The organism is Rhizobium sp. BK619, from assembly GCF_014195245.1.
Lineage (GTDB): Bacteria > Pseudomonadota > Alphaproteobacteria > Rhizobiales > Rhizobiaceae > Rhizobium > Rhizobium acidisoli.
Genome location: NZ_JACIBH010000014.1, coordinates 23,726 through 48,265, shown reverse-complemented (window position 1 = coordinate 48,265; position 24,540 = coordinate 23,726). Strand labels below are relative to the sequence as shown.

At 59.9% G+C, this 24,540-nt stretch carries 22 protein-coding genes; 8 read left to right on the top strand and 14 right to left on the bottom strand.

Annotated features, from left to right (window positions below):
* Positions 1-336: 336 nt before the first annotated feature.
* Together FHX14_RS25175 and FHX14_RS25170 are read right to left on the bottom strand one after the other, a co-directional pair.
* Positions 337-1,521 (bottom strand): exo-alpha-sialidase, encoded by a 1,185-nt coding sequence (locus FHX14_RS25175; RefSeq protein WP_184379442.1) that lies wholly within the window; start codon positions 1,519-1,521, stop codon positions 337-339.
* 11 nt (positions 1,522-1,532) lie between these two features.
* Positions 1,533-2,435: a dihydrodipicolinate synthase family protein gene (locus tag FHX14_RS25170; protein ID WP_184379440.1), complete on the bottom strand. Its 903-nt coding sequence runs from the start codon at positions 2,433-2,435 to the stop codon at positions 1,533-1,535.
* Positions 2,436-2,762: 327 nt separating this feature from the next.
* Between FHX14_RS25170 and FHX14_RS25165 the strand changes: the two genes are divergently transcribed.
* The 7 genes from FHX14_RS25165 (at position 2,763) to FHX14_RS25135 (ending at position 10,287) form a co-directional block, all read left to right on the top strand.
* Positions 2,763-4,400, top strand: a complete 1,638-nt coding sequence (locus tag FHX14_RS25165; RefSeq protein ID WP_003595843.1) for an ABC transporter substrate-binding protein — start codon at positions 2,763-2,765, stop codon at positions 4,398-4,400.
* A gap of 128 nt (positions 4,401-4,528) precedes the next feature.
* Positions 4,529-5,485, top strand: coding sequence for an ABC transporter permease (locus FHX14_RS25160; RefSeq protein ID WP_003595845.1), 957 nt, complete (start codon positions 4,529-4,531; stop codon positions 5,483-5,485).
* A gap of 2 nt (positions 5,486-5,487) precedes the next feature.
* Positions 5,488-6,447 (top strand): ABC transporter permease, encoded by a 960-nt coding sequence (locus FHX14_RS25155; protein WP_184379438.1) that lies wholly within the window; start codon positions 5,488-5,490, stop codon positions 6,445-6,447.
* Complete coding sequence (locus tag FHX14_RS25150) at positions 6,444-7,451, top strand: ABC transporter ATP-binding protein (protein WP_184379436.1); 1,008 nt, start codon at positions 6,444-6,446, stop codon at positions 7,449-7,451. The genes FHX14_RS25155 and FHX14_RS25150 overlap by 4 nt, the downstream gene beginning before the upstream one ends.
* Positions 7,451-8,443 (top strand): oligopeptide/dipeptide ABC transporter ATP-binding protein, encoded by a 993-nt coding sequence (locus FHX14_RS25145; protein WP_184379434.1) that lies wholly within the window; start codon positions 7,451-7,453, stop codon positions 8,441-8,443. Before FHX14_RS25150 ends, FHX14_RS25145 begins: the two co-directional genes overlap by 1 nt.
* Positions 8,440-9,501, top strand: a complete 1,062-nt coding sequence (locus tag FHX14_RS25140) for a four-carbon acid sugar kinase family protein (protein WP_184379432.1) — start codon at positions 8,440-8,442, stop codon at positions 9,499-9,501. Before FHX14_RS25145 ends, FHX14_RS25140 begins: the two co-directional genes overlap by 4 nt.
* A 21-nt stretch (positions 9,502-9,522) precedes the next feature.
* Complete coding sequence (locus FHX14_RS25135) at positions 9,523-10,287, top strand: FadR/GntR family transcriptional regulator (RefSeq protein ID WP_183916921.1); 765 nt, start codon at positions 9,523-9,525, stop codon at positions 10,285-10,287.
* Between the two features lie 99 nt (positions 10,288-10,386).
* Here FHX14_RS25135 and FHX14_RS25130 read toward each other — a convergent pair whose 3' ends face one another.
* From FHX14_RS25130 to FHX14_RS25115, 4 genes are all read right to left on the bottom strand, one after another.
* Entirely contained in the window at positions 10,387-11,514 is a 1,128-nt protein-coding gene (locus FHX14_RS25130) for a PAS domain-containing sensor histidine kinase (protein WP_184379430.1), read from the bottom strand.
* Position 11,515: 1 nt separating this feature from the next.
* Positions 11,516-12,316: an alpha/beta hydrolase gene (locus tag FHX14_RS25125; RefSeq protein WP_281414178.1), complete on the bottom strand. Its 801-nt coding sequence runs from the start codon at positions 12,314-12,316 to the stop codon at positions 11,516-11,518.
* Between the two features lie 170 nt (positions 12,317-12,486).
* Positions 12,487-12,939, bottom strand: coding sequence for a YetF domain-containing protein (locus FHX14_RS25120; protein WP_012560059.1), 453 nt, complete (start codon positions 12,937-12,939; stop codon positions 12,487-12,489).
* A gap of 10 nt (positions 12,940-12,949) precedes the next feature.
* Positions 12,950-14,179 (bottom strand): protein-L-isoaspartate(D-aspartate) O-methyltransferase, encoded by a 1,230-nt coding sequence (locus tag FHX14_RS25115; RefSeq protein ID WP_184379428.1) that lies wholly within the window; start codon positions 14,177-14,179, stop codon positions 12,950-12,952.
* Positions 14,180-14,456: 277 nt separating this feature from the next.
* On the opposite strand from FHX14_RS25115, the gene FHX14_RS25110 reads away from it, so the two are divergent.
* Complete coding sequence (locus tag FHX14_RS25110) at positions 14,457-14,723, top strand: DUF2277 domain-containing protein (RefSeq protein WP_184379426.1); 267 nt, start codon at positions 14,457-14,459, stop codon at positions 14,721-14,723.
* Positions 14,724-14,854: 131 nt separating this feature from the next.
* Here FHX14_RS25110 and FHX14_RS25105 read toward each other — a convergent pair whose 3' ends face one another.
* The 8 genes from FHX14_RS25105 to FHX14_RS25070 form a co-directional block, all read right to left on the bottom strand.
* A complete protein-coding gene (locus FHX14_RS25105) occupies positions 14,855-16,153 on the bottom strand; it encodes a mechanosensitive ion channel domain-containing protein (protein ID WP_184379424.1) in 1,299 nt (432 codons plus the stop codon).
* A gap of 440 nt (positions 16,154-16,593) precedes the next feature.
* Positions 16,594-17,631, bottom strand: coding sequence for a GDP-L-fucose synthase (locus FHX14_RS25100; RefSeq protein ID WP_184379422.1), 1,038 nt, complete (start codon positions 17,629-17,631; stop codon positions 16,594-16,596).
* Complete coding sequence (gmd, locus tag FHX14_RS25095) at positions 17,624-18,727, bottom strand: GDP-mannose 4,6-dehydratase (RefSeq protein WP_184379420.1); 1,104 nt, start codon at positions 18,725-18,727, stop codon at positions 17,624-17,626. The genes FHX14_RS25100 and gmd overlap by 8 nt, the downstream gene beginning before the upstream one ends.
* 64 nt (positions 18,728-18,791) lie before the next feature.
* Positions 18,792-20,996 (bottom strand): polysaccharide biosynthesis tyrosine autokinase, encoded by a 2,205-nt coding sequence (locus FHX14_RS25090; protein WP_184379418.1) that lies wholly within the window; start codon positions 20,994-20,996, stop codon positions 18,792-18,794.
* Complete coding sequence (locus tag FHX14_RS25085) at positions 20,993-22,135, bottom strand: glycosyltransferase family 4 protein (RefSeq protein WP_184379416.1); 1,143 nt, start codon at positions 22,133-22,135, stop codon at positions 20,993-20,995. The genes FHX14_RS25090 and FHX14_RS25085 overlap by 4 nt, the downstream gene beginning before the upstream one ends.
* On the bottom strand, positions 22,129-23,229 hold the full coding sequence (locus FHX14_RS25080) for a glycosyltransferase family 4 protein (protein WP_184379414.1): 1,101 nt from the start codon (positions 23,227-23,229) through the stop codon (positions 22,129-22,131). Before FHX14_RS25080 ends, FHX14_RS25085 begins: the two co-directional genes overlap by 7 nt.
* Positions 23,226-24,176, bottom strand: a complete 951-nt coding sequence (locus FHX14_RS25075) for a glycosyltransferase (RefSeq protein ID WP_184379412.1) — start codon at positions 24,174-24,176, stop codon at positions 23,226-23,228. The genes FHX14_RS25080 and FHX14_RS25075 overlap by 4 nt, the downstream gene beginning before the upstream one ends.
* Positions 24,177-24,185: 9 nt before the next feature.
* Positions 24,186-24,407 carry a hypothetical protein gene (locus FHX14_RS25070; RefSeq protein WP_184379410.1) on the bottom strand — a complete coding sequence of 74 codons (222 nt, stop codon included), beginning with the start codon at positions 24,405-24,407 and terminating at the stop codon, positions 24,186-24,188.
* Positions 24,408-24,540: the final 133 nt, after the last annotated feature.

Sequence of the window (24,540 nt, the reverse complement as noted above, 5' to 3'; positions counted from 1 at the left end):
CAAGATCTTGCGGCAACAATTTCGTCGCCCTCTTTATTGTAAAGTTGTAAGATAAATGTCAAGCCAGCATTCCAAGGCGCCGAAATTTTTATCGTCTGACATATGGTCGATTAGGCTTTCAAGCGGCATTTGTACGTCACAATATACATTAATATCAGTAGATTAACGGACAGATTTCGATGGAAATGCGCCTTCCGGCGCGAAGGACCGGGCGACCATCTGCCGGCGCACGTCTCTTGTCAATTTCTTGCCGCTTGGTCGGTTGAACGCCGGTGGTCCTGCATCCTTTCGTGCGCGATCGGATGCAGGTTTACAATCTTCCGGCCGCCACGTGGTTCAGGGCAGCGATTGCGGGGCGAGGCGCACATATTTGATGGCGCGCCGGTAGTAGGTGTAGGCGATATGCAACGCGCCGTCGCCGCCCTCAATGATCGAGGGATAGGAGAATTCGCGGTTCAGCGAATCCTTCGAATTGTTGCTGAGGCAGAAACCGTCCCCGGTATCGAGATCGATGCGATGCGGAAAGCTCTTGCCGCCATCCCTCGAGATCGCAAGGCTGAGCGGCGCCCGCGGAACGCCCCAGACCGCCTTGCGGCCGATATCGGCGACAACAGTGGCCTCTCCTGTCTCGCCGCCCTCGATTTCGTCATAGAGAGACTGGCGTCGCGCATCCGATGTGTTTGCATTAGAATGGTTATAAACCATTGCAATCGCTCCATCATTCAAGACCGTGGCCTGAATCGAGGAGTTGTTGTTCGGCAGTTCGGTCGGCTCGGGCGCGCTCCACGTTTCGCCGCCATCGGACGATCGGCTGGAAAGAATGCTCTCGGCGAAACGATTGCGGTAGAAGGCGATCATGTCGTCGCCGTCGAGCGGTAGGATGTTCATGTGCACGGCGCCGATACTGTCTGGAATATCGCGCATCTGCCAGCTCGCGCCACCGTCCCGCGAGATCAGCACCGCTGCGGTGTCGGCATCGCCGCTCCAGCGCTGGCCGTTAAGGCCGACGCAGCGAAAGACCGGAAGCAGCCAGTCGCCCCGGCCGTTGACGACGATCTGCTGGCGAACGAATGTGCCGGGGCTGTCGCAGAGGATCCTGACCGGGCCGAAGCTTTTGCCGCCGTCATCCGATATGCGGCATTTGACAACCGAACCGTCCTGATTGCCGGAGGTTTGCGAGGTATAGAGCAGCCAGGTCTTTCCGTCGGGAGCATTGAAAATCAATGGGTTCTGCTCGGATTTCTCCGGATCGTCGCTCATCTTCTCAGGCGCGGACCAGCACTCGGAGCCCGGCGCCAGCCGCGACATGTAAATCGAAATATCGCCCATGCCCTCCATCGTCCCGCCGAACCAGACGCAGCTCAGTGTGCCGTCGCGCAGAAAGGCGAGATTTGCCGCATGGTTCTGGATGCAGGGCGAGGGCAGATAGGCATCAGCGCGGCCCGCGACAGAGGGATGAGGGGTGATGACCCCGGTCATCAAAGCGGGAACGGCTTCCGAAGGCAGGCCGGTAAAATTCATCGTGGATCTCCTCAAGGCAGCTTGGCGTAGCTTTCGGCGAGCACGGCGTAATCCGTCTCATCAAGTGGCATCAGCGGCGCGCGGGTGCGCTTCCAGGCGGGATTGCCGGTCTTCAGCCCCACCATTGCCTTGATGGTCGGGATCTGGACGTAGGAATTGGAAAGCGTGCGATAGGCGTTGATGCGCGCCTGCGCCGCCTCGACATCGGCGGCGCGCGCCTCGTCATGGACATGGTCGTAAACGGTGCGCAGCGAATCCGCCACCAGATTGGAGGTGGCGGTGATGCAGCCGGCGCCGCCGGCCTTCATCAGCGGCAGTAGCAGTGGATCGGCGCCCGCCAACACCGAGAAGCCGGGATGCGCGGCGATGATAGCCTGCATGTTATTGAAATCGCCAGCAGATTCCTTGATGCCGACGACCGTCTCCGGGAAGGCCGCAATCAGCCGGCCGATTAGTGGGATGGAGAGCGGAACGCCCGAGACCTGCGGGATATGATAGAGGATCACCTTCAGACGCGTGTCGGCGACCTTTTCCAGAACCTGCGAATAGGCCGCGAAGAGGCCGTCGTCGGAGACGCCCTTGTAATAGAAGGGCGGCAGCATCACCACCTTGGTGACGCCGAGCGACAGGGCGTGCCGTGTCAGTTCAACGGTTTCCGGAATGGCGACGACGCCGGTGCCCGGCAAAAGCCTGTCGGCCGGAATGCCGGCCTTCACAGCCGCCTCCAATATGGTGCGGCGCTCGGCTCCGGAGAAGGAGTTGGCCTCGCCCGTCGTGCCGAGCAGGGCCACGCCGTGACATCCCTCGGCCAGCAGCTGCCGGCAGTGATCGGTGAAAAGGGTGAGGTCCGGCGTATTGTCTGCCGTCAGCGGCGTTGCGGCCGCGCTGAAAACGCCTGTGATCCTGTGGCTCATTCCGCCCTCCTCGGTGCGTCCTGCCTTTTCCGGTGCGCGTTCGAACCGCACGGCTGCACGGGCAATTGTCATTCGTCTGTCGCGATGGATTGCGAAAAACTTTTCCATTGAAGCGCTTTTGTCAAGAAGACAAAATGCTCTCATTCCGGATTGAAAAATTATGTATTTGTTATTATTGTGCTATTTTTCATCATAAATTTTGTTGCAGCAAAAATTGCGATTTTTTGTTGACATATTTACAATAACGAGAGAACGATATGGGACGGATTGTGCTGCGCCTGGCAGGTGCAGGGAGAGCGCTGCCGAATTCACCTGGGAGGGAATGCCATGTCTTTTGATCCATCTGATAAAACCAATCTATCGCGCCGCAACGCGCTGAAGCTCGGTCTGGCGGCCGGCGTCGGCCTCACCGTGTTCGGGATGAATGCGCGCATCGTGATGGCCGATGAAGGCCAGGTCCTGAAGGTCGCACATCCGGCCTTCGACCAGGACTGGTCGCCGCTGCGCGGCGGCGGCAGGACGTTCCGCTGGAATTCGATCTGGTGGGCTTCGCCGATGTATTTCGACAGCCAGGGCAATATCAAGCCTTACGTCTTCGCCAGCTGGGAATCGGCCGACAACACGGTGTGGACCTTCAAGATCGACCCGAAGGCCGTCTTCTCCGACGGCAGCAAGATCACCTCGGCCGACGTCAAGGGATCGTGGGAAGTCGCCTCGATGCCGAACACCAAGAGCCAGCGCGCCGACCAGGTGCTGAGCAAGGTCAAGGGTTACGCCGAAATCGCCGCCGGCTCCGGCAAGGAGCTGACCGGTGTGGCGACACCCGACGAGGGAACAGTCGTGGTGACGCTCGCCGCTGCCGATCCGATCTTCTTCATGCGTCTCGCAAACCACATCGCGCCGATCACCAAAGCGTCGCAATCGCGCGGCAGCGACGGTGAGGAAATCATCGACTGGTACAAGCCCGAAAACAAGCCGGTCTTCTCCGGCCCCTTTAAGCTGACGAGCATCGATATTGATGCCGGCAAGATCACATTCGAGCCGAATGAAAACTTCTTTGGGTCGAAGCCGAAGCTTGCCCGCATCGACATCACCTCGATCGAGGACAATGTGACGGCGACCTCGCTGATCAAGTCCGGCGAGTTCAACGCCCATACCGAACTCGTCACCTCGACGATCATCCAGGATCTCGGCCCGGAATTCTCGGCCGGCCCGCTGATCCCGACCAGCCAGCACTTCTGGTTCAACATCTCCCGCGCGCCGATGGACGATCCGAAGGTCCGCCAGGCGCTGATCATGGCGGTCGATCGCGACGGCCTGTTCAAGGCGTCCTATCCCGATGGGCCGCACAAGAAGGCCGATCAGATCCTCAATTCGGTTCCCGGCGCCGACAATTCCGGCTTCGAGTCCTTTCCCTATGATCCGGCAGCCGCCAAGAAGCTGCTTGCCGAATCGAGCTATGGCGGGCCCGAGCGCCTGCCGAAGATCCTGTTCGTCGGCATTTCGGCGCCGGCCATTCAGGCCGCCGCCCAGTTCATCGCCGAGCAGTGGCGCCAGAATCTCGGCATCACGGCCGTCGACATGAAACCGCAGCAGGACGCCTATGCCGGCCCGGACCAGAATTCGGTGCAGATCTTCCGCGACGACGTCGGCACCCGTGTCCCCGACGCCGTTTCGTATCTGGCGGGCAGCATCGCCTCGACCTCGTCGAACGCGCAGAACAAGCTCGGCGGATACAAGAACGACAAGGTCGACAGCGCCCTTGCCGAAGCGGCGACCAAGGCTGCGGACGATCCGCAGCGCATCTCTCTCGCCCAGGAGGCCCAGAAGGCGTTCCGCGAGGATTGGGCCTTCATCCCGTGGTATTCTCAGGCGATGTCGCGCTGGGCCACCAAGGAGGTCAAGGGCATGGAGAAGAACCTCGACTGGCAGATAGCCGAACCCTGGAACATTTCGATCGGTTGATCCGGAACAATCGTTCCTGGCGATAAACGCGCGAAGGCCGCAAGGTCTTCGCGCAAATTTCAAGAAGAGATGCGATCGGCTGCGCTTTGCCAAAGCCGGGCCGCATCGACAACAGGTGGGAGGTGGCCTTGCTGCGCTACGTGCTAACCCGGTTTGCCATCTGGATTCCATCCGTTCTGGTGGTGATGCTGGCGGTCTACGCGCTGGCCTTTTACGGCGCCGGCGATCCGATCAAGCTGATCTTCCTGCGCGCGCCCGGCGACGTCGCCTATAATCCGCAGCGCATCGAGGCCATCCGCGAAAGCGCCGGTCTCAACCGACCCTTCATCGAGCAGTTCGGCCTTTACATCTGGAACCTGCTGCACGGCCAGTTCGGCAATTCGCTGACCTCGGGCCGCGCCGTCTGGGCAATGGTCTCGGCCGCAGCTCCTGTCTCCTTCCAGCTTGCCCTATGTTGCGTCATCCTGACGACCGTCGTCGCGATCCCGCTCGGCATGATCGCGGCGCTGAACCAGAATTCGCGCCTCGATTACGCCATTCTGGGCTCGGCACTTTTCCTCTGGGCGATCCCTGCCTATGTCGCAGGTCCCTTGCTGATGGTCGGCCTCATTGTGCTGCTGCCGGGTGCGAGTGTGCCCTATGGCTGGGGCGGCATCTTCGATGTGCGCATCCTGCTGCCCCTGCTGGTGCTTTCCTTCCAGCCTATCGCGCTGATCGTGCGCCAGACCCGCGCCGCCGTCATCGAGGTGCTGTCGGAGGATTTCGTCCGCACCGCCCGCGCCAAGGGCGTGCCCGAGATCGTCGTGGCGCTGCGCCACATCCTGCGGCCGGTGCTGACGCCTGTCGTGACGCAGCTCGGCCTGATCATGATCACCATCGTCAACGGCGCGATCTTCGTCGAGCTGGTCTTCGGCCTGCCGGGCCTCGGACGTCTGACGGTGCAGGCGCTGATCAATTCCGATTATCCCGTCATTCTGGCGATCACGCTGATCGGCTCGTTCCTGGTGATGGTGTCGAACCTTTTGGTCGACGTGCTCTATCCGCTGCTCGATCCACGCGCCAATGATGCAAGAAGGAGCCGCTGACCATGTCCGCAATCCCTCTTTCCAACCCTGAAACCGTCGAGGAACAACCGGTCAGCCTGTGGCGCGACGCCTGGTATCGGCTGAAGCGCAACAAGCTCGCCGTCTTCGGTCTCGTCATTGTGCTGATCCTGGCTTTCACGGCGATCTTCGGGCCTTACCTGACGCCCTATGACTATCTCGGCCAGGACCTCAACGCCCGCAACGCGCTGCCGTCGATGAGCCATCTCTTCGGAACCGATGATCTCGGCCGCGACGTCTTCAGCCGTGTGGTCTTCGGCACGCGGACCGCCTTTCTCGTCGCCGTCATCGTCACCTTCTTCGCGGTGCTGATCGGCCTCACGCTGGGTGCGGTGGCCGGGTTCTTCGGCAATCCCTTCGACCGCGCCATCATGTGGCTGACCGACGTGACCATGTCGGTTCCCAATCTGCTGCTCGTCGTCGTCATCAACGCCTCGCTGAAATCGCCGATCACCCGTTGGATGGAGGCGCGTTACCTCGAGACCCTCAATCCCTTCTACCGCCAGACGATCTGGGTGGATTTCATCCTGGTCTTCGGGTCGATGGCGCTGATCTCCTGGCCGCCTTATGCCCGCCTGGTGCGCGCCCAGGTGCTGTCGATCCGCAGCCGGCCCTATATCACCGCGGCCCAGGCGCTCGGCCTGTCGAACTGGGTCATCATCAAGCGTTATGTCGTGCCGAATGCGCTCGGGCCGCTGATCGTCTCGGTCAGCGCCGGTCTCGGCACAGCGATGGTTCTGGAAAGCGCCTTCAGCTTCCTCGGTGTCGGCGTCAATCCGCCGACACCAAGCTGGGGCAACATGATCTCGGACGGCCTTCGCGTCTGGCAGCACTATCCGCATCTTCTCGCCGCTCCGGCGGCCGTGCTCGGCCTTGCCTCGGTTGCCTTCAGCTTCCTCGGCGACGGCCTTAACGACGCGCTCAATCCGCGGGGCAGCAAATGATGGACACGCAAAACAGAAAACGCCTGCTCGATGTCAGGAACCTCACCGTCGAGATCGATGGCCGCAATGGTCCGGCCGTCGTCGTCGACGGCATCGACCTCCATGTCGACAAGGGCGAGACGCTGGGTGTCGTCGGCGAATCCGGCTGCGGCAAGAGCCTCACCATGCTGAGCCTGATGCGCCTCCTGCCGAACAAGATCAAGGTTACCAAGGGCACCGCGACCTTCGACGGTCGCGATCTGCAGACGATGTCGAATGGCGAGCTGCGCAAGGTGCGCGGCGGCGATATCGGCTTCGTCTTCCAAGATCCGATGACCTCGCTCAATCCCGTCATGCGCGTCGGCGACCAGATCTGCGAACCGCTGATCTATCACCGCAAAATGAAAAAGGCTGAGGCCCGTGCCCGCGCTGTCGAGCTTCTGCGCCTCGTCGGCATTCCTGGCCCAGAAGAACGGCTGCAGGCCTTTCCGCACGAACTCTCCGGCGGCATGCGCCAGCGCGTGATGATCGCCATCGGCCTTGCCTGCAATCCCAAACTGCTGATCGCCGATGAGCCGACGACGGCGCTCGACGTCACCATCCAGGCCCAGATCGTCGACCTGGTGAAGGATCTGCGCGCCAAGCTCGGCATGTCGGTCGTCTGGATCACCCATGATCTGGCGCTGATCGCCGGCCTCGTCGACCGCGTCGCCGTGCTTTATGCCGGCACGGTCGTCGAGGATGCACCGGTCGACGAGCTCTATGCCCGCCCCAGCCACCCCTATACGCGCGGCCTGCTCTCCTCGATCCCGAAGCTATCAGATCCGCCGGCAAGCCGGCTGAGCTCGATCGGCGGCACGCCACCGGAGCCCGGCCGCCGGCCGAAGGGCTGCCCGTTTGCGCCGCGCTGCCCGCTTGTGGAGGCGATCTGTCACGAGAGGGTGCCGCGGCTCGAACCCTTGAGCGGCAGCAGCAATCACCGCGCCGCCTGTTTCGTCGTCCAGAGAATGCAGGAGGCCGCGTGATGGCTGCGCAACCGCTGCTCAAGGTCGAGAACCTCGTCAAGCATTTCCAAGTCAAGCTTGGCGCCTTCGGTGAGCGCTCGGCGACGGTCTATGCGCTCGACAATGTCAATCTCGACATCATGGAAGGCGAGACGCTGAGCCTCGTCGGCGAATCCGGCTGCGGTAAATCGACAACCGGCTTCACCATCCTCAATCTCTACAAGGCGACCAGCGGCAAGGTGGTCTACAAGGGCCAGGATCTCGCGACGCTCGACGAAAAGCAGATGCGGCCGTTCCGCCGCGACCTGCAGATCGTCTTCCAGGACCCCTATTCGACGCTCAATCCGCGCATGACGGTGGGCGAGGCGATCGGCGAGCCGATCCTCTTCCACAAGCTCTGCACCAAGGCCGAGCTGAAGGATAAGGTGGCGACGCTGCTGACCGATGTCGGCCTGCCCACGCGCTTTGCCCAGCGTTACCCGCATGAGCTCTCCGGCGGCCAGCGCCAGCGCGTTGTCATTGCCCGGGCGCTCGCCTGCCAGCCGAAATTCATCGTCTGCGACGAGGCGATCTCGGCGCTGGACGTGTCGATCCAGGCGCAGATCATCAACCTGCTGCTCGATCTGCAGGAAAAGTATGGGCTGACCTATCTGTTCATCGCCCATGACCTTGCCGTGGTGCGCCATATCAGCACCCGGGTGGGCGTGATGTATCTCGGCCGGCTTGCCGAACTTGCCACACGCGAGGAGCTCTTCGACAATCCGCTGCACCCTTATACCAGGGCGCTGTTGTCGGCCGTGCCGGAGACCGATCCGGAGCATGAGCGCACCCGCCAGCGCCAGATCCTGCAGGGCGACGTGCCGAGCCCGCTGAATCCGCCGTCCGGCTGCCGTTTCCACACCCGCTGCCCGATCGCCATGGATGTCTGCAGCAAGGTCATTCCTGCCTGGAAGGAAGCCAAGCCCGGCCATCTCGTCGCCTGTCACGCCGTCAATACGGAGCAGATTGCATGACGCTGAAGGCCGCGATCATCGCCGACGATCTGACGGGCGCGCTCGATACCGGCACGCCCTTTGTCGCCGCCGGCCTTTCGGTGGCGGTCGCCATCGATGTCGCGGCGGCCCAGGATGCGATTACCACCGGCTGCGATGTCGTGGTCATCAACACCGCTTCGCGCGCGCTTGGCGAGCGCCAGGCCGCCGAAAGGATCCGACTGGCTGTGGGGATGCTTGGCGGCGCGAAGCCCGGCATTGTCATGAAGAAGATCGATTCCCGGCTGAAGGGCAATGTCGCAGCGGAAAGCCTGGCGCTGGCAGCTGCGCTCGGCCTGAAGAACATTCTCGTGGCGCCTGCCATTCCCGATCAGGAGCGCCTGACCTACCGCGGCTGCGTCGTCGGTCGCGGTGTCGACAGGCCGCTGCCGATTGCCGATCTTTTCGCGGGTGCTGACAATGTTTTGGTTGCCGATGCCGAAGACGATACCGATCTCGACCAGATCGCCGAGGGTCATGTCTGGCTGACGACGCTTGCCGTCGGTGCGCGCGGCCTCGGCGCGGCATTCGCCCGCCGGCTCGGTGAAACGGCGCGGCGGCCGGCGACGGAGTTTACGGCGAGCCCGCGCACGCTGTTTGCCTTCGGCTCGCGCGATCCGATCACTTCAGCCCAGATGAACCGGCTCGAAGCCTCGGGCGCCCTACGCATGGTGGTGGATGCGCCGAAGGGGCAGATCGAATGCGGGGAAGGTCTGGCGCTGCCGGTGCTGCTGCGCTGCAGCGGCGACATGGCCGCCGATGCGGCGCTCGTCGCCGATGATTTTGCCGCAGGCGTCAAAAGGGTGATCGACGATACCAGGCCCGATATGCTGATGGTCGGCGGCGGCGATACGGCGCTGGCGGTTTTCCGAGCATTGGGGGTGAGGGTGCTCATGCCGAAGGGCGAAATCGAGGCCGGCATTCCCTGGTTCGATGTCACGGCCGCCGACGGGCGGTCTTTTCGGTGCGCCGTCAAGTCGGGGGGCTTCGGTAAGCCGGATAGTTTGTTAAAGCTGGTTCTTCGGAATCAGGCGGCATAAGATACCGTCGGGGAGAATGACGTGACTGAAGCGAATGGCGAATCTTTGAACGCGGAAGCCGGCCCGCCGGGCAAGCCCGAACGCGGCAAGGCCGTCAAGCTGGTCGACCGCGTCTTCGACCAGTTGCTCGAGCGTATCCGCGGCGGAAACTATCCGCCGGATTCACGCCTGCCCGGCGAACATGAACTTGCCTCGATGCTCGGTGTTTCCCGCCCGATCGTGCGCGATGCGCTGGCCCGCCTGCGCGATCAGGGCATGGTCTATGCCCGGCAGGGCGCCGGCACCTTCGTCAGTGCCCATGGCTCGCCGACGACGCAGCTCGCCTATTCGCCGGTCAAGACCATCGCCGACATTCAGCGCTGCTACGAATTCCGCCTGACCATCGAGCCGGCCGCCGCCTATTTCGCCGCCAAGCGCCGCAATGAGCAGGCGATCCAGAAGATCGCCAGCGCCCTTGCCGATCTGCGCGAGGCGACCAGCCATCAACTCCACCGCACCGATGCCGATTTCATCTTCCACCGCGCGGTGACGGAGGCAGCCAACAATCATTACTACACGGCCTCGATCGATGCGCTGAAGGCGCATATCGCCGTCGGCATGCATCTCCACGGCCTTTCTCTGCTTGGTCCCCGCCAGGGGCTGGAACAGGTCTATGAAGAGCATAACGCCATCTACAAGGCGATCGCCGATGGGCGGGCCGACGACGCGCAGAGGCTGATGAAGGCGCATCTCGAAGGCTCCCGCGACCGTCTGTTCGAGGGCAGGGCGCTCGACCTGTCCTTCTGAGGGCGTCCCGGAGAGCGAAGCGCTACTCAGCCGCACTCCCATATCGTGGTCGGATCGGAGTACGATACCGACGATGCTTTCCCGCTTCCGACTTGAAGCTCAGACTGGAATTTCGAGGGTGAACACCGTTCGCGTCTCATCGGATACCACCCACAGCCGACCGCCATGCGCCTTGGCAATTTCACTGGCGATATAGAGGCCAAGCCCGAGCCCTTGCTTGCCGCCATCCGCGACCCTGGTGAATGGCAGGAATAACCGCTCAACGGCATCGGCCTGTATCGGTTCTCCGGTGTTAGCGACCGAGAGCTCGAACCCCGCCGCCGTGGAACGGGCGGTGATTGTTATCGGGCCGTCCGGGGATCCGTGTGCGACGGCGTTGGCAAGGAGGTTCGACGTCAGCTGTGCGAGCTTCGGACCGTCGCACATGATCGGCAGTGGGAGTTCGACGTCCGCTTCGATCCTTCTGCCGGGACGAGCTCCGGAAATCTCGTTGACGACCTGAAGCAGGACAGCGGACAAATCGGTCTCGCTCAGCCTTACCGGAATCCCGCCGCCAAGTCGCCCGCGGGCAAAATCCATGATGTCGTCAATGAGACCGCTCATTCTTTTGACTGTCGCCGCCACGAGCGACACGATTCTTTCCTGCTGCTCATTGAGGGGTGATCTGGCGATCGCGCGCATGCCGCCGTCGATCGCGGCGAGCGGGTTTCTGAGGTCGTGACCGAGGACGGCGATGAACTGCTCGCGAAGCGCCGCCGTCTCCCGCTCGTCGAGAAGCGTCCCCTCCACCGTTGCTAGGGCTTCGCGTGCCTGTTTGCCCGCCTTTCGCAGGTTCTGCTCGTAGGTCAGCCGGTTCGATGCCCGGATGATGGTCAGCCTGAGGAACAGGGGTTGCCCTGCGGCATCGCGCTGCTCGAAGCCATTCATCAGAACCGGAATCTTGCCTCCATCGGAGTGTCGCATCTCGAGCATGATTTCTTCGAACTCGCCCTGCATCCTGAGCATGGGCGCGAGGTGGGTCTCGAGATAGATACTGCCGCCGACGGTCAGCAGGTCGGACAGGCGTTTGCCTGCTAAATCCTGCGCCGAGTGGCCGAGCCAGCTGGCAAGCCGACTGTTCGCCCGAAGGACGACGCCGCCCGGCGAGACGACGAGATTGCCCGCCATTGTATTTTCGAAGAGGTTCTCGAAGTCGTCCTGAAGGTTTTTCGGCGCGGCTTGATCCATCTTATCCGGCCTTGCCGAGGAAGTTTTCGATGGCGGAGATTGTCTCTTTGGGTGCGCTCAAATTGGGGCAGTGTCCGGTTGCTTTCATGATCACCAGGCTGCTGTTTGCAAGCTGCCTGTGCACGTACTCGCCGACCTCGACAGGGGCAATCACGTCGCTCGAACATTGAAGGATCAGTGTCGGGATGTCGAAGCCCCGCAGGAGATTCCTGCAGTCTGACAGGAAGGTCGTCCGGGCAAAATGCCGTGCGATCTCCGGATCCGTCCTGCAGAAGCTCTCCGCCAGCTCCTCGGCGAGCGCGGGCCTGTCCGGATTGCCCATGATGGCCGGCGCCATCGCTCCGGACCATCCCAAGTGGTTGGAATCCAGGAACTCCATCAGCTCCTCGATCTGACCCTGCGAAAAGCCGCCGACATAGCCGTCGCTGTCGATATAGCACGGGGAGGGGCCGACCATGACCAGCGACTGGAAGAGATCGGGACGCTTCCTGGCCGCGATCAGTCCGACCATGGCACTGACCGAATGGCCGACGAAGACGACCTTCTTTAACGAGAGGGCATCGATGATCTCCACCACGTCGTCCGCATAGCCATCGAGGGTGGCGTACTTTTCGAAGGAATAGGCCTTCAGGTCGGACTTGCCGGCACCGACATTGTCGAACAGGACGACGCGGTATTTGTCCTCGAAGGCCGGAGCCACGAACCGCCACATGTTGCTGTCGCAGCCAAACCCGTGCGCGAAGACCATTACTTCGTCGCCCGTGCCGCTGACGATTACGTTGTTTCTGTCGATGATGTCCATGAACATAACATAAACCAAAGGCCCCAAAAAGATAGCTTGATATAACGCCGCAGAGCAAGCTTCGCTCAAGTTGTTCGGGACGATTGGGATGGATCAAGCGAGTGGTGAATGACAATCAAGGTACTGATAGTGGAGAGACATCTAGGACAGGCCGAGATTTCCTCTTCTTGTCAGCCGGATTTCTGTTTCTTGATGATGCTGATGTTGCCGCTCACTTCGAGGATGGCAAATTTTATCTCCGTCACGGTCTCGATGCCCTCCTGGCTTCGAGCCGCCTGCATGACATCTTCCTTCTGCAGGCGGGCTCCTTTGAGCGCGCGTTCGTCGTAGACGCCATCCGTCACCAGGACGGTCGGAACCCCATCGATGATATGAGCTGCGCGCGGCCACCACCTCTTCACATAGGAGAGGCCGATGTCTGTGGTAAACAGCGTCAGGATCAAGATAACGGCGTTGGTGATCGAGAAGTCGTCGCCCAGCATCGCCTGCTGCGTCGTTTCGGAGATAACCAGCACGATGACCAGGTCGAACGGCGTCATCTGGGCCAACGTCCGTCTTCCCGACAAGCGGATGATCACCAGCAGCGTGAAGTAAATTGCCAGTCCGCGGAATACTGCATCCACCGTGCCGCCCTCATGGAAAGATGAAAGTGGATTGGGTCCGGACCTCTTCGCCCAGGCCGATGATGGCGCGGCGAGCGCCGGGTTGTTGTGTTTGCAGACGGAACACGATCTGTGTCGGCTCTGCCGGATCGGCGGGGAACACGTAACCTATCCGGCCCTCCCGCGCGAAGGTCGCCTTCTGGGGCGGGTCGATGCTTTGAACCGAGAAGGTTTGAAGAAAGGCGGCATCGATCGTGAAGACCCTGTCTTCGGATGAGGCTAAGAAATTCACCGTCATATCCTCGGGAGCATTCCACCGGGAGATGACGGGAAAGTCCACGGACCCATCTGACAACATCAATGTTTGCCGCGAAAACGGGCCGCCTCTTCCAAGTAGACCCAGCAAGCAGGTCGCCAGAAGAAGCGTGAACATGATCCAGGAAAGACGTTGAACGGCCCAGAACCGTTGCTGGAATTCGGTATGATCGAGCACGCCTTCAGGCAGCGCCGGCAACTTGTTTGTTGTTTCCATGCCCTCTCCCTGTGCTCCTGGCTGAGAACCTGGGCCGGCCGCAAAAGTTCCCGGCGATGACGCCGTCGCCGTGTACATCGGATGTGCCGCAGTCCAGGCGTCTTCACCGATCAGGGGAACGAAGACCACCCCGCCGAGATCGTCTTCCTCGAGGGCGGCGGGCTCGGTGCGCGTGACGCGTTTCAGGCGCTGCTCTTGACCGCGGCCGACCGGGATGATGAGCCGCCCTCCGAGGTTCAACTGCTCCTTCAAGGCGGACGGCACCTCGGGTGCTGCCGCAGAAACGACAATGGCGTCGAATGGGGCGGCGTCCGGCCAGCCCTTGCTGCCGTCACCCACACGGACCTCAATATTGCGGTATCCAAGCGTCTCGAACCGGTCCCTGGCCTGAAGCGCCAGCCTTTCATGGCGCTCGATGGAATAGACCTGCCTTGCGATCCGGCTCATCAGGGCTGAAGCGTAACCCGAGCCCGTCCCGACCTCGAGCACCTTGTCGCCGGCTTTCAGACCGGCCTTTTCGAGCATAAGAGCCACAATGAACGGCTGCGAAATCGTCTGGCCCTCGCCGATCGACAGCGGCGCATCCTCATAGGCAAAATCCTCGGAGCCTGGAGCGACGAATTTTTCGCGGGGCACCGTGCGCATCGCCTCGATGACGCTGCGATCGCCTATGCCACGTCGCGTCAGCTGGTGCTCCACCATCCGATTTCGGCTTTGCGTCATATCCATGGATCGGCTCCACTGTCGCCGGTTGTGCCTTGGGCAAGCTTCTCGGCCGGACAGACGATGAAAAACAACGGGAGAGCCCCGTCATTTCGATGCGTTGCTCGGTCCATGTGGGGAACTTAGTGTGAAGAGCAAAGTTCGACAGGCATATGCGAACCTGGAGGCATCAAATGAGCAGTCGCGGCCACACGGTGCGTTGGTAAATCACGCTCACGCGACTACTTTTATGTGAAATCATCCCTCCTCTCGGTGGAAGAGAGGAGAAGAACGGGAGCAGGTCATGTGCCGAAATATCAAACCACTGTTCAATTTCGATCCCCCAGCGACGGACGATGAGATCCATGACGCCGCGCTTCAGTTCGTGCGGAAGTTGAGCGGAACCACCAAGCCGGCGAAACGCAATGAGGCGGCGTTCGAGCAGGCGGTTACGTCGATCGCCAAATGCGCTCACGAGCTGCTGAGTTCGCTTGAGACCTCCCAACCTCCGCGTGATCGAGAGGAAGTTGCCGCAAAGGCGCGGGCGAGAACGGCGATCCGCTTCGCGTAAGACAACTCTTCGGCTTACCTTGCCTCATGACCCGAGCAGATGCGTGCTGCTTGCGTTTCGACGTCTTCGGATCGAAGGTCGCCGTACCGCCCTGGCGATAGATGTCCGTCGAAACGGTTTTCCTAAGCTGGCTAGTCCTCGCGCGTCTGCCTGATCTCGACAGGCGTCTTCATGATGATTTCCCGATGCGGGAACGGGATGGAGATGCCGGCTTGCTTGAACGCGTCCCAAAGCGCCATCAGCACCTGGCCCCTGACATTCGTCAGGCCATTTGCGGGATCGGAGATCCAGAAGCGGAGCCGAAAGTCCAGCGACGAAGCACCAAAGCAGGTGAGCCAGCATACCGGCGCTTTGTAGTGGTTGGCGACGCGGTCCACCGTTGAGGCAGTTGCGATTGCGATGCTGACAACCTCATGCGGATCGCTGTCATAAGCCGTGCCGAAGTCGACGTCGATCCTGACATAGTCGCTGGAGAACGACCAGTTGACGACCTGTTGGGAGATGAAGTCCTCGTTGGGGATGAGGTATTCTTTGCCGTCACGCGTGATGACCGAGACGAACCGCGAGCGCAGATCGCGGATCGATCCGAAGGTATCGCCGAGCGTGATCGTGTCGCCCGGCTTGATGGATTTGTCGAGGAGGATGATGATGCCGGAGATGAAGTTCGATACGACCTTCTGAAGGCCGAAGCCTATGCCTACGCCAACGGCGCCGGAAAAAACGGTCAGTGCGGTGAGGTCGATGCCGGTGGCTGATAAGGCGATTGCGCCGGCGATGATGATCAAGCCGATTTTTATGAATTTGCTGATGAGAACCTTGATCGATGGCGAAAGGTCGCCCGACCTCTGCACCCAATGGGAAAGGACATTGCCGACGAGAACCGCGACCCAGATGAGCGTGACGGCCAGGACGACGGCTTTGAGCACAAGAAGCAGCGAAAGGCGCACAGCCCCGAGATTGACAGCCAGCCCGTCAAGCGCGGAGAGCACGGGAACGTCAAGCCGAAGTGCGTACAACGCGACGTAGCTCCAGCTGAAGATTGCGACGAGACGCGACAATGTGGGATTGCGGATGATCTTGGTCAGGACGGAGATGATGAACCACGCCGCCGTCAGCGTCAGGGCGGTCGAGACCAGCCACCGTCGCGACGGCCAGGTCGTTTGAGTGAGAGCAACGTTTGCGAGCCATAGCCATATGGCCAGAAAGAGCCACTTCAAGCGGCGCATGAAAGCGATTATGACGCGCAACAGGTCGGGATTACCTTTGATACGCCTCGCTTTCGATTCCAATGCAGGCTCGGTGCGCGATGCCAGGAAAGACGCTACGAGGTAACCGACGGCGATGATCCCGAATTGGTAAAACGTCCATTCGCTCAGCACGAACGTTCTGAGCCACTGTTCGACCGCGTCGATTGTCTGCCTGACGTCCATGGTGCTGGCCTTTAGCAAGCTTCAAGGCAGTAAGGCGTCGATACGAGTTTTGTTCAATTCACCCCAGGATGGCCGGTGATTGAACGACGGCCTTTGGCTGCTTCTGGAAGGGTGGCGGCTCGCATGCGGGTACGAACGCGCCTGCCAACTTTACCGCGGGGATGGTCGTCCGACAGTTCAGTTGAAGGTAATTTCGCCCCCATCCGACGTGGACTATCTGTGCAATAGTGCGACAAGCGACATCGGTATGTCGACCGCGAAAAAATCCATCGCTGCACCGATAATCACCGCCCACACGACTATTAAGAAAATGAGCGCTGCAATCCTGATTTCTACTGGTTGCATTATCCGCTCCATCCCAGCATATGCGTCCCCCCGGACAAAGCTTTTTATTCCTCGCGCTAATTCGCTTTGCGCGGGTGAGCAACCATAGCAAGCGCCTAAGCGTGCAGTGCCGAAGTCTCGGCTCTCTCCAAACCGATGTCGCTTCGACCCACCACGTCCCCGGCCATAAATTCGTTGCTGCTGCGTTCGAGATAATGGCCATCCAGGAAGGAGCGATAGGCGTCTTCGATGCCCTCCTTCAGACCTATCTTCGTAGACCAGCCGAGCGAGCGAAGCTTGTCGACGCTCAAGAGTTTACGCGGCGTGCCGTCTGGCTTGGTGATGTCGCGTTTGATCTTGCCTTTGAAGCCAACGACCTTGGAGACGAGATGCGCCAATTCGAGGATGGTAATGTCTTCACCGGAACCGACGTTCACATGACTATCGGCGGAATAGGTCTTCATGAGATGGACGCAGGCGTCGGCGCAATCGTCAACATGCAGGAATTCGCGCCGCGGTGTGCCGGTACCCCAGATGCATATCTCTTGCTGCCCATTGATCTTGGCCTCATGCGCCTTGCGTATGAGCGCCGGCATCACATGGCTGGATCCGAGGTCGAAATTGTCCTCTGGACCGTAAAGATTGGTAGGCATGGCCGAGATGAAATCTCTCCCATGCTGTTTGCGATAGGCTTGGCAGAGCTTCAGTCCGGCGATTTTGGCGATCGCATACCATTCGTTCGTCGGCTCAAGCGATCCAGTGAGAAGTGAATCCTCGACGATCGGCTGGTCGGCGAATTTCGGATAGATGCAGGACGAGCCCAGAAACATCAGTTTTCCGACGTCAGCTCTATGGGCTGCGTGGATGACGTTGGCTTGGAGAATCAGGTTGTCGTAAAGGAAATCGGCCGGATAGGTCGCGTTTGCAAGAATGCCGCCGACCCTTGCAGCAGCCAGGAAGACAGCGTCGGGACGATTCTTGCTCATCCAGGCTTCCACCTCCTCCTGCCGTCTGAGGTCGACCTCGGCACGGGTCGCCGTCAAAATCTCGCAGCCCTCCGAAGCAAGACGCCGCACGATCGCAGAGCCCACCATGCCGCGGTGGCCCGCGACATAGACCCTTTTTCCAGCAAGGCTGTAGATAACCTCAGGCATAGGCAAAACCCTTGGTTACACCTGCCGACGAAACATTTCGTGCCATGACTTTCAGGTCCTCGCGAACCATCTCCGCAACCAGCTGATCGAGACTGGTTTCATGTTTCCAGCCAAGCTTCGTGTGCGCCTTCGTCGGGTCGCCGATCAAAAGATCTACTTCCGTTGGACGGAAATAAGCGGGATCAATCTCCACCAGACACCGACCGGATGTCTTGTCGTATCCCTTTTCCTCAACGCCGGTTCCACGCCAGTCAATTTGCATGCCCACCTTGGCAAAAGCCTTGTCGACAAAGGAACGAACCGAGTGCGTTTCGCCGGTTGCAAGGACATAGTCCTCCGGTTCGTCCTGTTGCAGCATCAACCACATGCCGCGGACATATTCTCGTGCATGTCCCCAATCGCGCTTGGCATCCAGATTGCCGAGATAGAGCCTTTCCTGCAGGCCAAGATGGATCGCCGCCGCCGCCCGGGTGATCTTGCGGGTCACGAATGTTTCGCCGCGGATCGGGCTTTCATGATTGAACAAGATGCCATTCGAGGCGTGCATGCCATAGGCCTCGCGATAATTGACCACAATCCAATAGGCGTAGAGCTTGGCGGCCGCGTAAGGTGATCGAGGGTAGAAAGGCGTCGTTTCGCTCTGCGGGACCTCCTGGACTTTGCCGTAGAGCTCGGAGGTGGACGCCTGATAGAAGCGGGTTTTCTTGGTCAGCCCCAGCAGGCGAATTGCTTCAAGGAGCCGAAGGGTCCCGGTTCCATCCGCGTTCGCTGTGTATTCCGGCGTCTCGAAAGAGACTTGAACGTGGCTCTGTGCGGCGAGATTGTAAATCTCGTCCGGCTGCGTTTCCTGAACGACACGGATAAGATTCGTTGAATCGGTCATGTCCCCGAAATGCAGGATAAAGCGCGGATTCTCGATATGGGGATCCTCGTAGAGATGCTCGATGCGACTGGTGTTGAAGGATGATGAGCGGCGCTTCAGGCCGTGAACGATATAGCCTTTCTCCAGCAGCAATTCGGCCAGATACGCGCCGTCCTGACCTGTTATGCCCGTAATCAGCGCAACTTTGCGGTTCTCTCTCATTCCCGTATCCATGGTTTCTCCAACTCGATACCAGTCCAGAAGCAAATTGAGCGTTTGAACACTGCATGTGATGTATTCATGCTTTGAATTTGTAGTATTTCATCAGGGATTTCGAAAACAATTCCGAGTCGCTGAAGTTATACAATGCGTGCTTTTCGGGGTTTACGTTGTTGATCGCGACGATGATTTCCGAATTTCGCGAGCTTTTCATTTGCTGCAGGCTGAACTCGACCGCGCGTCGGCTCGTCTTTCCCCATCTAACGATTGCCAGTGTTCTTTCCGCCAGGGAGGTCAAATGCACGGTATCTGCCGAGGCGAGTACAGGCGCGCTGTCGAAGATGACAATCTGGCCGGCCGCGACCGCCATCTCGATGATTTCTGCCAGGCCGTTCGGACGGACCCGCCGCTGGAGACTGAATTTTCCAGATGGAATGAAATCGATGCCGCTTGGATGGTGGTAGACGATGTCGCGGAAATCGGCCTGACCGTTCAGGAATTCGTTCAGTCCGCACATGACCCCCGACCTGAAAAACGCATCGAGTTTTCCCCGTCGAAGGTCGCCATCGACCAGCAGGACCGGAATCGCGGCAGCGGCAAGTTCCATGGCCAGCGATCGCGCGACAAGCGACTTGCCATCTCCGCTATGAGCCGAGGTAACGACAATACTGTTCGGCAATTTGCCGCCATTGGACTGCTTGAGTGAAAGCACCACGGTACGGATTGCTTCGTCAAACATCGGGACCGGCACATGTGCGAACATCGTCTGCGAATTTTCGCTCCGCGCCAGACGCGGGATAAGTCCAGCCGGTAAGGTGCGCGCCATTCCAGCTATTTGGTCGAAACTCCGGACCGTCCGGTCCCACATTTCGATCACGAAAGCAGCCGTTACGGCGGCAGAGATCGCAGCCACGAGGGCGCCCACCAGATAGGAGAGCCGTCCACGTCCCGTTGATGCGAGCGGCACTGTAGCCGGTGTTAAAACCTCCAACTCCGCCCCAGGCAGCATGGCCTTCGCGGCGAGGTCACGGCGCTGGTTCTCAAGCTTGTCGAGTGCCGTTTGTTCCTTTTCGGCGATTTTCTGCAGTCGTAACAATTCCGTCTGCACCAGCGCATCGCGTATGCGTTTTTCATTCGCAACAACCAACCTGGACTGTACTGCTTCAGCTTCATGATCGAGTGCGACGAGCTTGGTGCGCATTGTCTGGAGATATTGTTTGGTCGCAAGTTCGAGATCGGCACGGGATTCTTGGATTTCTCCACGTAGCTCCACCACTGCCTCGGCATTGCCGTCATATGTCTCGAGAAGACGGGCGAGATCCTGTTCCTGTCCGCGAAGATCGCGTTGCTTTACGGCAATGCTGTCGGGGACGACGATATTCTGCGCAGCGACCGAAGCGTTATCGGCTGTTTCCAGCGTTGAGATCACCGCCTCTACCTCAACCCGGCTTTCTTCGATTTTTCCTTCTCGACCAGTGAGTTCCAGAAATGACTTGATCCGTTCCTCTTGAGCGTCCTCTTTCGAGACGACGTCCATCGATTCTTGATAGTCGCGGGCAGCGTCTCGAGACGTGTCAGCGCGAACCTGCTGTTCCGTGATGCGCTGTCGTATCCACTCTTCCGCCGTATCCAGGCGACCACGGACACTGTCCTTCCGCTCATCGAGGTAAACGCTGATCACCCGATTCGGAACCGCGGCTGCGAGTTCAGGATCAGTCGAATTGAAGCTGATCTGGATAACGTCACTCTTATCTTCATGCCACACGCCGAGCGCCCTAAAATATTCCGGGATGATGGCGTTGATGTTGTCCCGTGAAAGCGAGGTGGGCTTTTTCGTGTCGAACAGGCCGCGCAGCTTCGTCCGGATCCTTTCGATGAACGAGACCTCCCGCAGCGCGGGATTGAATTCCTCGCGCACGTTAAGCTGCAGTTCGCGGACAACTCGCTCTGCGATGCCTCTGGATAGAAGCCGCTCAGTTTCCGATTTCGCGTCAAGTAGATCACTGTGGCTGGTATCTTCCGCATCAAGTGATGATGCGAGGGGCTGGTGGACAATCAACCGGGCCCAGCCCTGATAGGTGGGCTTCAGCCCGAAGATCATAATCGCCGCCGGCGCCATGAGCAGCATGGTTATCGTGATGATCATGATCATTCTTCGGCGGACGAGACGGTAAATCGATGCCAGGTCGAAGCTGTCCGCCTTGGTCTCTACCTGAAAGCGTGGGTCATAGCGCATCGGCGAGATCGGAAGATTGCGGTCCGGCGGAAGAGTGGAAATCGTCATCGTGCGCCAACCATTGCTTGAGGTTTCGCGGAAACGGTTTCGTATAGTTTCTCGAGCGACCGCATATAGGCCTTCATGCTGAAATGGTTGAGGTAATGCGTGCGCCCCTGGACGGAGAGGCGGATGCAGGTTTCCGGATCGGTCACCAGTTTCGCCAAGGCTGCAGCCAAGGCATTCGGATCTCCGACGGGGACGAAGATCCCGGTTTCACCGTCGGTAATGACTTCGTCATGCGCTCCGACACACGTGGTCACGACCGCCAGCCCGTGAGACAACCCTTCGAGCACGGCCATTGCCAGACCTTCGGCATGCGAAGGCAAAACCAGGATATCTGCACGCGCACACAGGGCTCGCGCCTCAGCGGCGTCGAGCCAGCCGGGCATCTCTACCAAATTGGAAAGCGACATGGCGTCAGCCTGACGGCGATAATCCTCGACGGGCCCGTCGCCTGCCAATACAGCTCGCCACTTAAGGTCTTTCATCACGGGGTGGCTGAGGGCCAGCAGAAGCTCCGTGACGCCCTTGCGTTCGCTCAACCGGCCAAGGAATACGATCAACGGTGTCTGGCCGGCGCGAATATCGTGCGCCCCGGGATCGGGGACGCAATTATGGGCAATGACCGTGCGGCGCTCGTCAACGCCCAGAAGGGTCGTCAGCGTCATGCGATCGCGCCGGCCCAGCGCCACAACGCAATCGGCATTCTGAAACATCCGACGGATGAGCCGTTGTTGGCGCGGCGAGCGTTGCGCAAAGTCGCCGGCATAGTCGTAGTCGTGCAGATGCAACATGTGGCAACACCCGAATAATCGGGCAGCCTCCGTCAGGATCAGTTTTCGCGACGTGCTGCCGCGGCCGGCGATATGGATATGGTGAATGCGGTCGGGTGCAACGATCCGGTCCTTCGCCATCGTCAGGATGGCGCCGAACAGGCGTGCCGGCGACGTCAATTTGGACCATCGCGCCCCTCTCGTATCGGTGACGAAATGTTTGATGCCGGTCTCTTTCGCCGTCTCTGTTATATAGCCGACCAGCCTGCCAATGCCGCCGCCGTTTTCGCAGCCGCCTGGAACATAGTGGCGGACGCTGGCTGTGCCCCGTGCCGCCAGCCGACTTCTGTCCGTGAGGGCCTCCATCAGCATGACCCGACCACCTCCCGATAAACGGCCGCGGCCTGGCCGCCGACCCGTTCCGGCGAATTCGGTCCTTTGGCCCATTGAAGCGCATTGGCGCCGAACTTGTTTCTAAGCTCGGCGTTATCTGCCAATGTCCTGATCGCTGCCGCGAGCTCTTTGGCATCTCCGGGAGGGACCACCATTCCCAACCCGTTGGGCTGAACAGTGCCACCCAACTCGCCGACATCCGTAACGATGACCGGTTTGCCAAATGCGGCTGCAAGGTTGAGCACACCGCTTTGGGATGCTTCCGTATAGGGAAGCACGACGATGTCTGTGTCGAGGAACAGTTGGGCGACCTCCGCATCCTCAATGAAACGATTGCGGATATCGTAGCGGCCGGCATCCCCCATAAGCGGCTGGAATATCCGCGGGTCGTCGCCGCGGCCTGCGACTGTGATGCGCAGGTCGGGAAGCGCGTCCTTGAGCATCGCTTCGGCTCGGACAAGATGTTCCAGGCCCTTGTAGGCAAAAATCCGCCCGAACAGCAGCACGCGTACAGTTCCATCGGCTTCGCGCGGCGTCATCTTCTGTCGCCGGGCGAGTTCCGCATAGCGAAGGATGGAGGGATGCGACAGGACATGGACGTGATCGGCGGATTTCGCGTATCGATCGAGAACCAGCTGCTTCAGTCCCTCGCCGTGGACGACAAGATGCCCGGATTGCCTCACCATCAGTTCGGGAGCCCAGCCGGGCAGCTTACGCGTCTCCATATCGCCGGGATGGATTTCCACGTCATGGATGGTCGTCACAAGCGGGATCGGTCGCCAGAACGGCACGGCGAGGTTCAGCCAAAGCGTAGAGTTGCTAAGGAGATGAATAAGGTTCGGCTGTTCCCTGCGGATCAGGCGCGTGAGCTGGTACAGAAACCAGGGATTGGAGAGAGAACGGTGTCTTGGCCAGTCGAGAAGGTGCAGATCAACAGCCGGATCGAAAGAAGAGGCGAGATGTGCATAGCGCCGGCGCGGCACGGCAAGCACAACGTCCAGGTGCTGGGCAACGCCGCTGGCGAAGGAGATGGTATAATCTTCCAGTTCGGAAACCAATAACAGCGCCTTCATTTCGTTGCCTCCGACAAGCCTACATCAAGACCGATCCGTGACAGGCCGCGTGCCGAGCGCAAACTGTCGCGCGTCCGCCTGAGCAGGTTCGGTTCGCCGGCAAAAAAGAGGCCTTCGACCGCAAGCTTGAACCGGTTGAGAGCATCGGCTCCCTGTAGCTTCGCCGACGCAACGCGATAGGGATAGTGATCCGCCAGATGCAGTCTTGCCGGCAGTTCATGGGCTGAGAGAAACAGGTTCGTTACCTCAACGGTATGCCGCCAGTGCGTCATCCGCCGCCGTAGCGTGGTGGCATCCTCGGTCGAGCGATACCAGTTGTTATTATGGATTCGGTAGAATCCAAGCGGATCCGGCATGGCAATCACGTCCCCCAGAAACGGATAGATCCCCACGAGCCAGGCGTCGGCCGATATGCGGAATTGTTCGGGAATGCTGCCGGCAGCATTCCATGCGCTACGCCGTACCGCGACGGCTGACGTCATCGGAAAAGGCCACCAACCAGCCGATCTGGTGAGCAGCGGCGGCAAAGCGCCCGAACACAGGGTTCGAGGGATCGGCTTGGAAGTCGGCGTGCCATCGACAAGCGTTGGCTGCAGCCGGTGATAGACGAGCGATGCTTGCGGGTTTGCGCGGAACGCTGCAGCCGTCTCCGACAGCTTGCTCGGCGCCCACCAGTCGTCAGCATCCAGAAAACAGAGGATCTCGCCCGTGCTTGATCTCACCGCGGCATTGATCGCCGCCGCCTGTCCTGCGTTCTCCTGAAAGATAACCTTTATTCGGCTGTCATACGCTTCCAGAACAGACCGCGACTGGTCGGTAGAGCCGTCATCGACGACGATTATCTCGACGTTGCGCGCGTCCTGGCTCAACACGCTGTCTATCGCCCGCCCAACGAAGCGAGCATAGTTGTAATTATTGATGAGGACACTGAGGGGCGGCCGCTCCATAGCGCGCGCTCAGGCGGGTTGCCGCGATGCACCGCTGTGCAGCGCAACTTTGCTTAAGAGGTCGCCCTTTGCGCAGCCATCGCGGTTTGGAGCCTCGGTGATGGTGATATTCAAAATTCCTTGTCGGCCCAGCATCTCGCGCAAAGCCGATGAGATCGCCGTTGATAATGCCACGACGAGCAGTGCGCCGGTCGTGTTGCATAGAGAACTAGGATCATGACGCAGAAACATAGTAATCCTAACCTTCCAGGCTTCGACTGCAGAGATAGCCTCTGTCAGAATTGTTGCCTCATTGCAGTGGAACCGCAGTTTACCCACCACGCTTCACAAGACATTCATCGCCACGGTACCGGTGAACGGACAA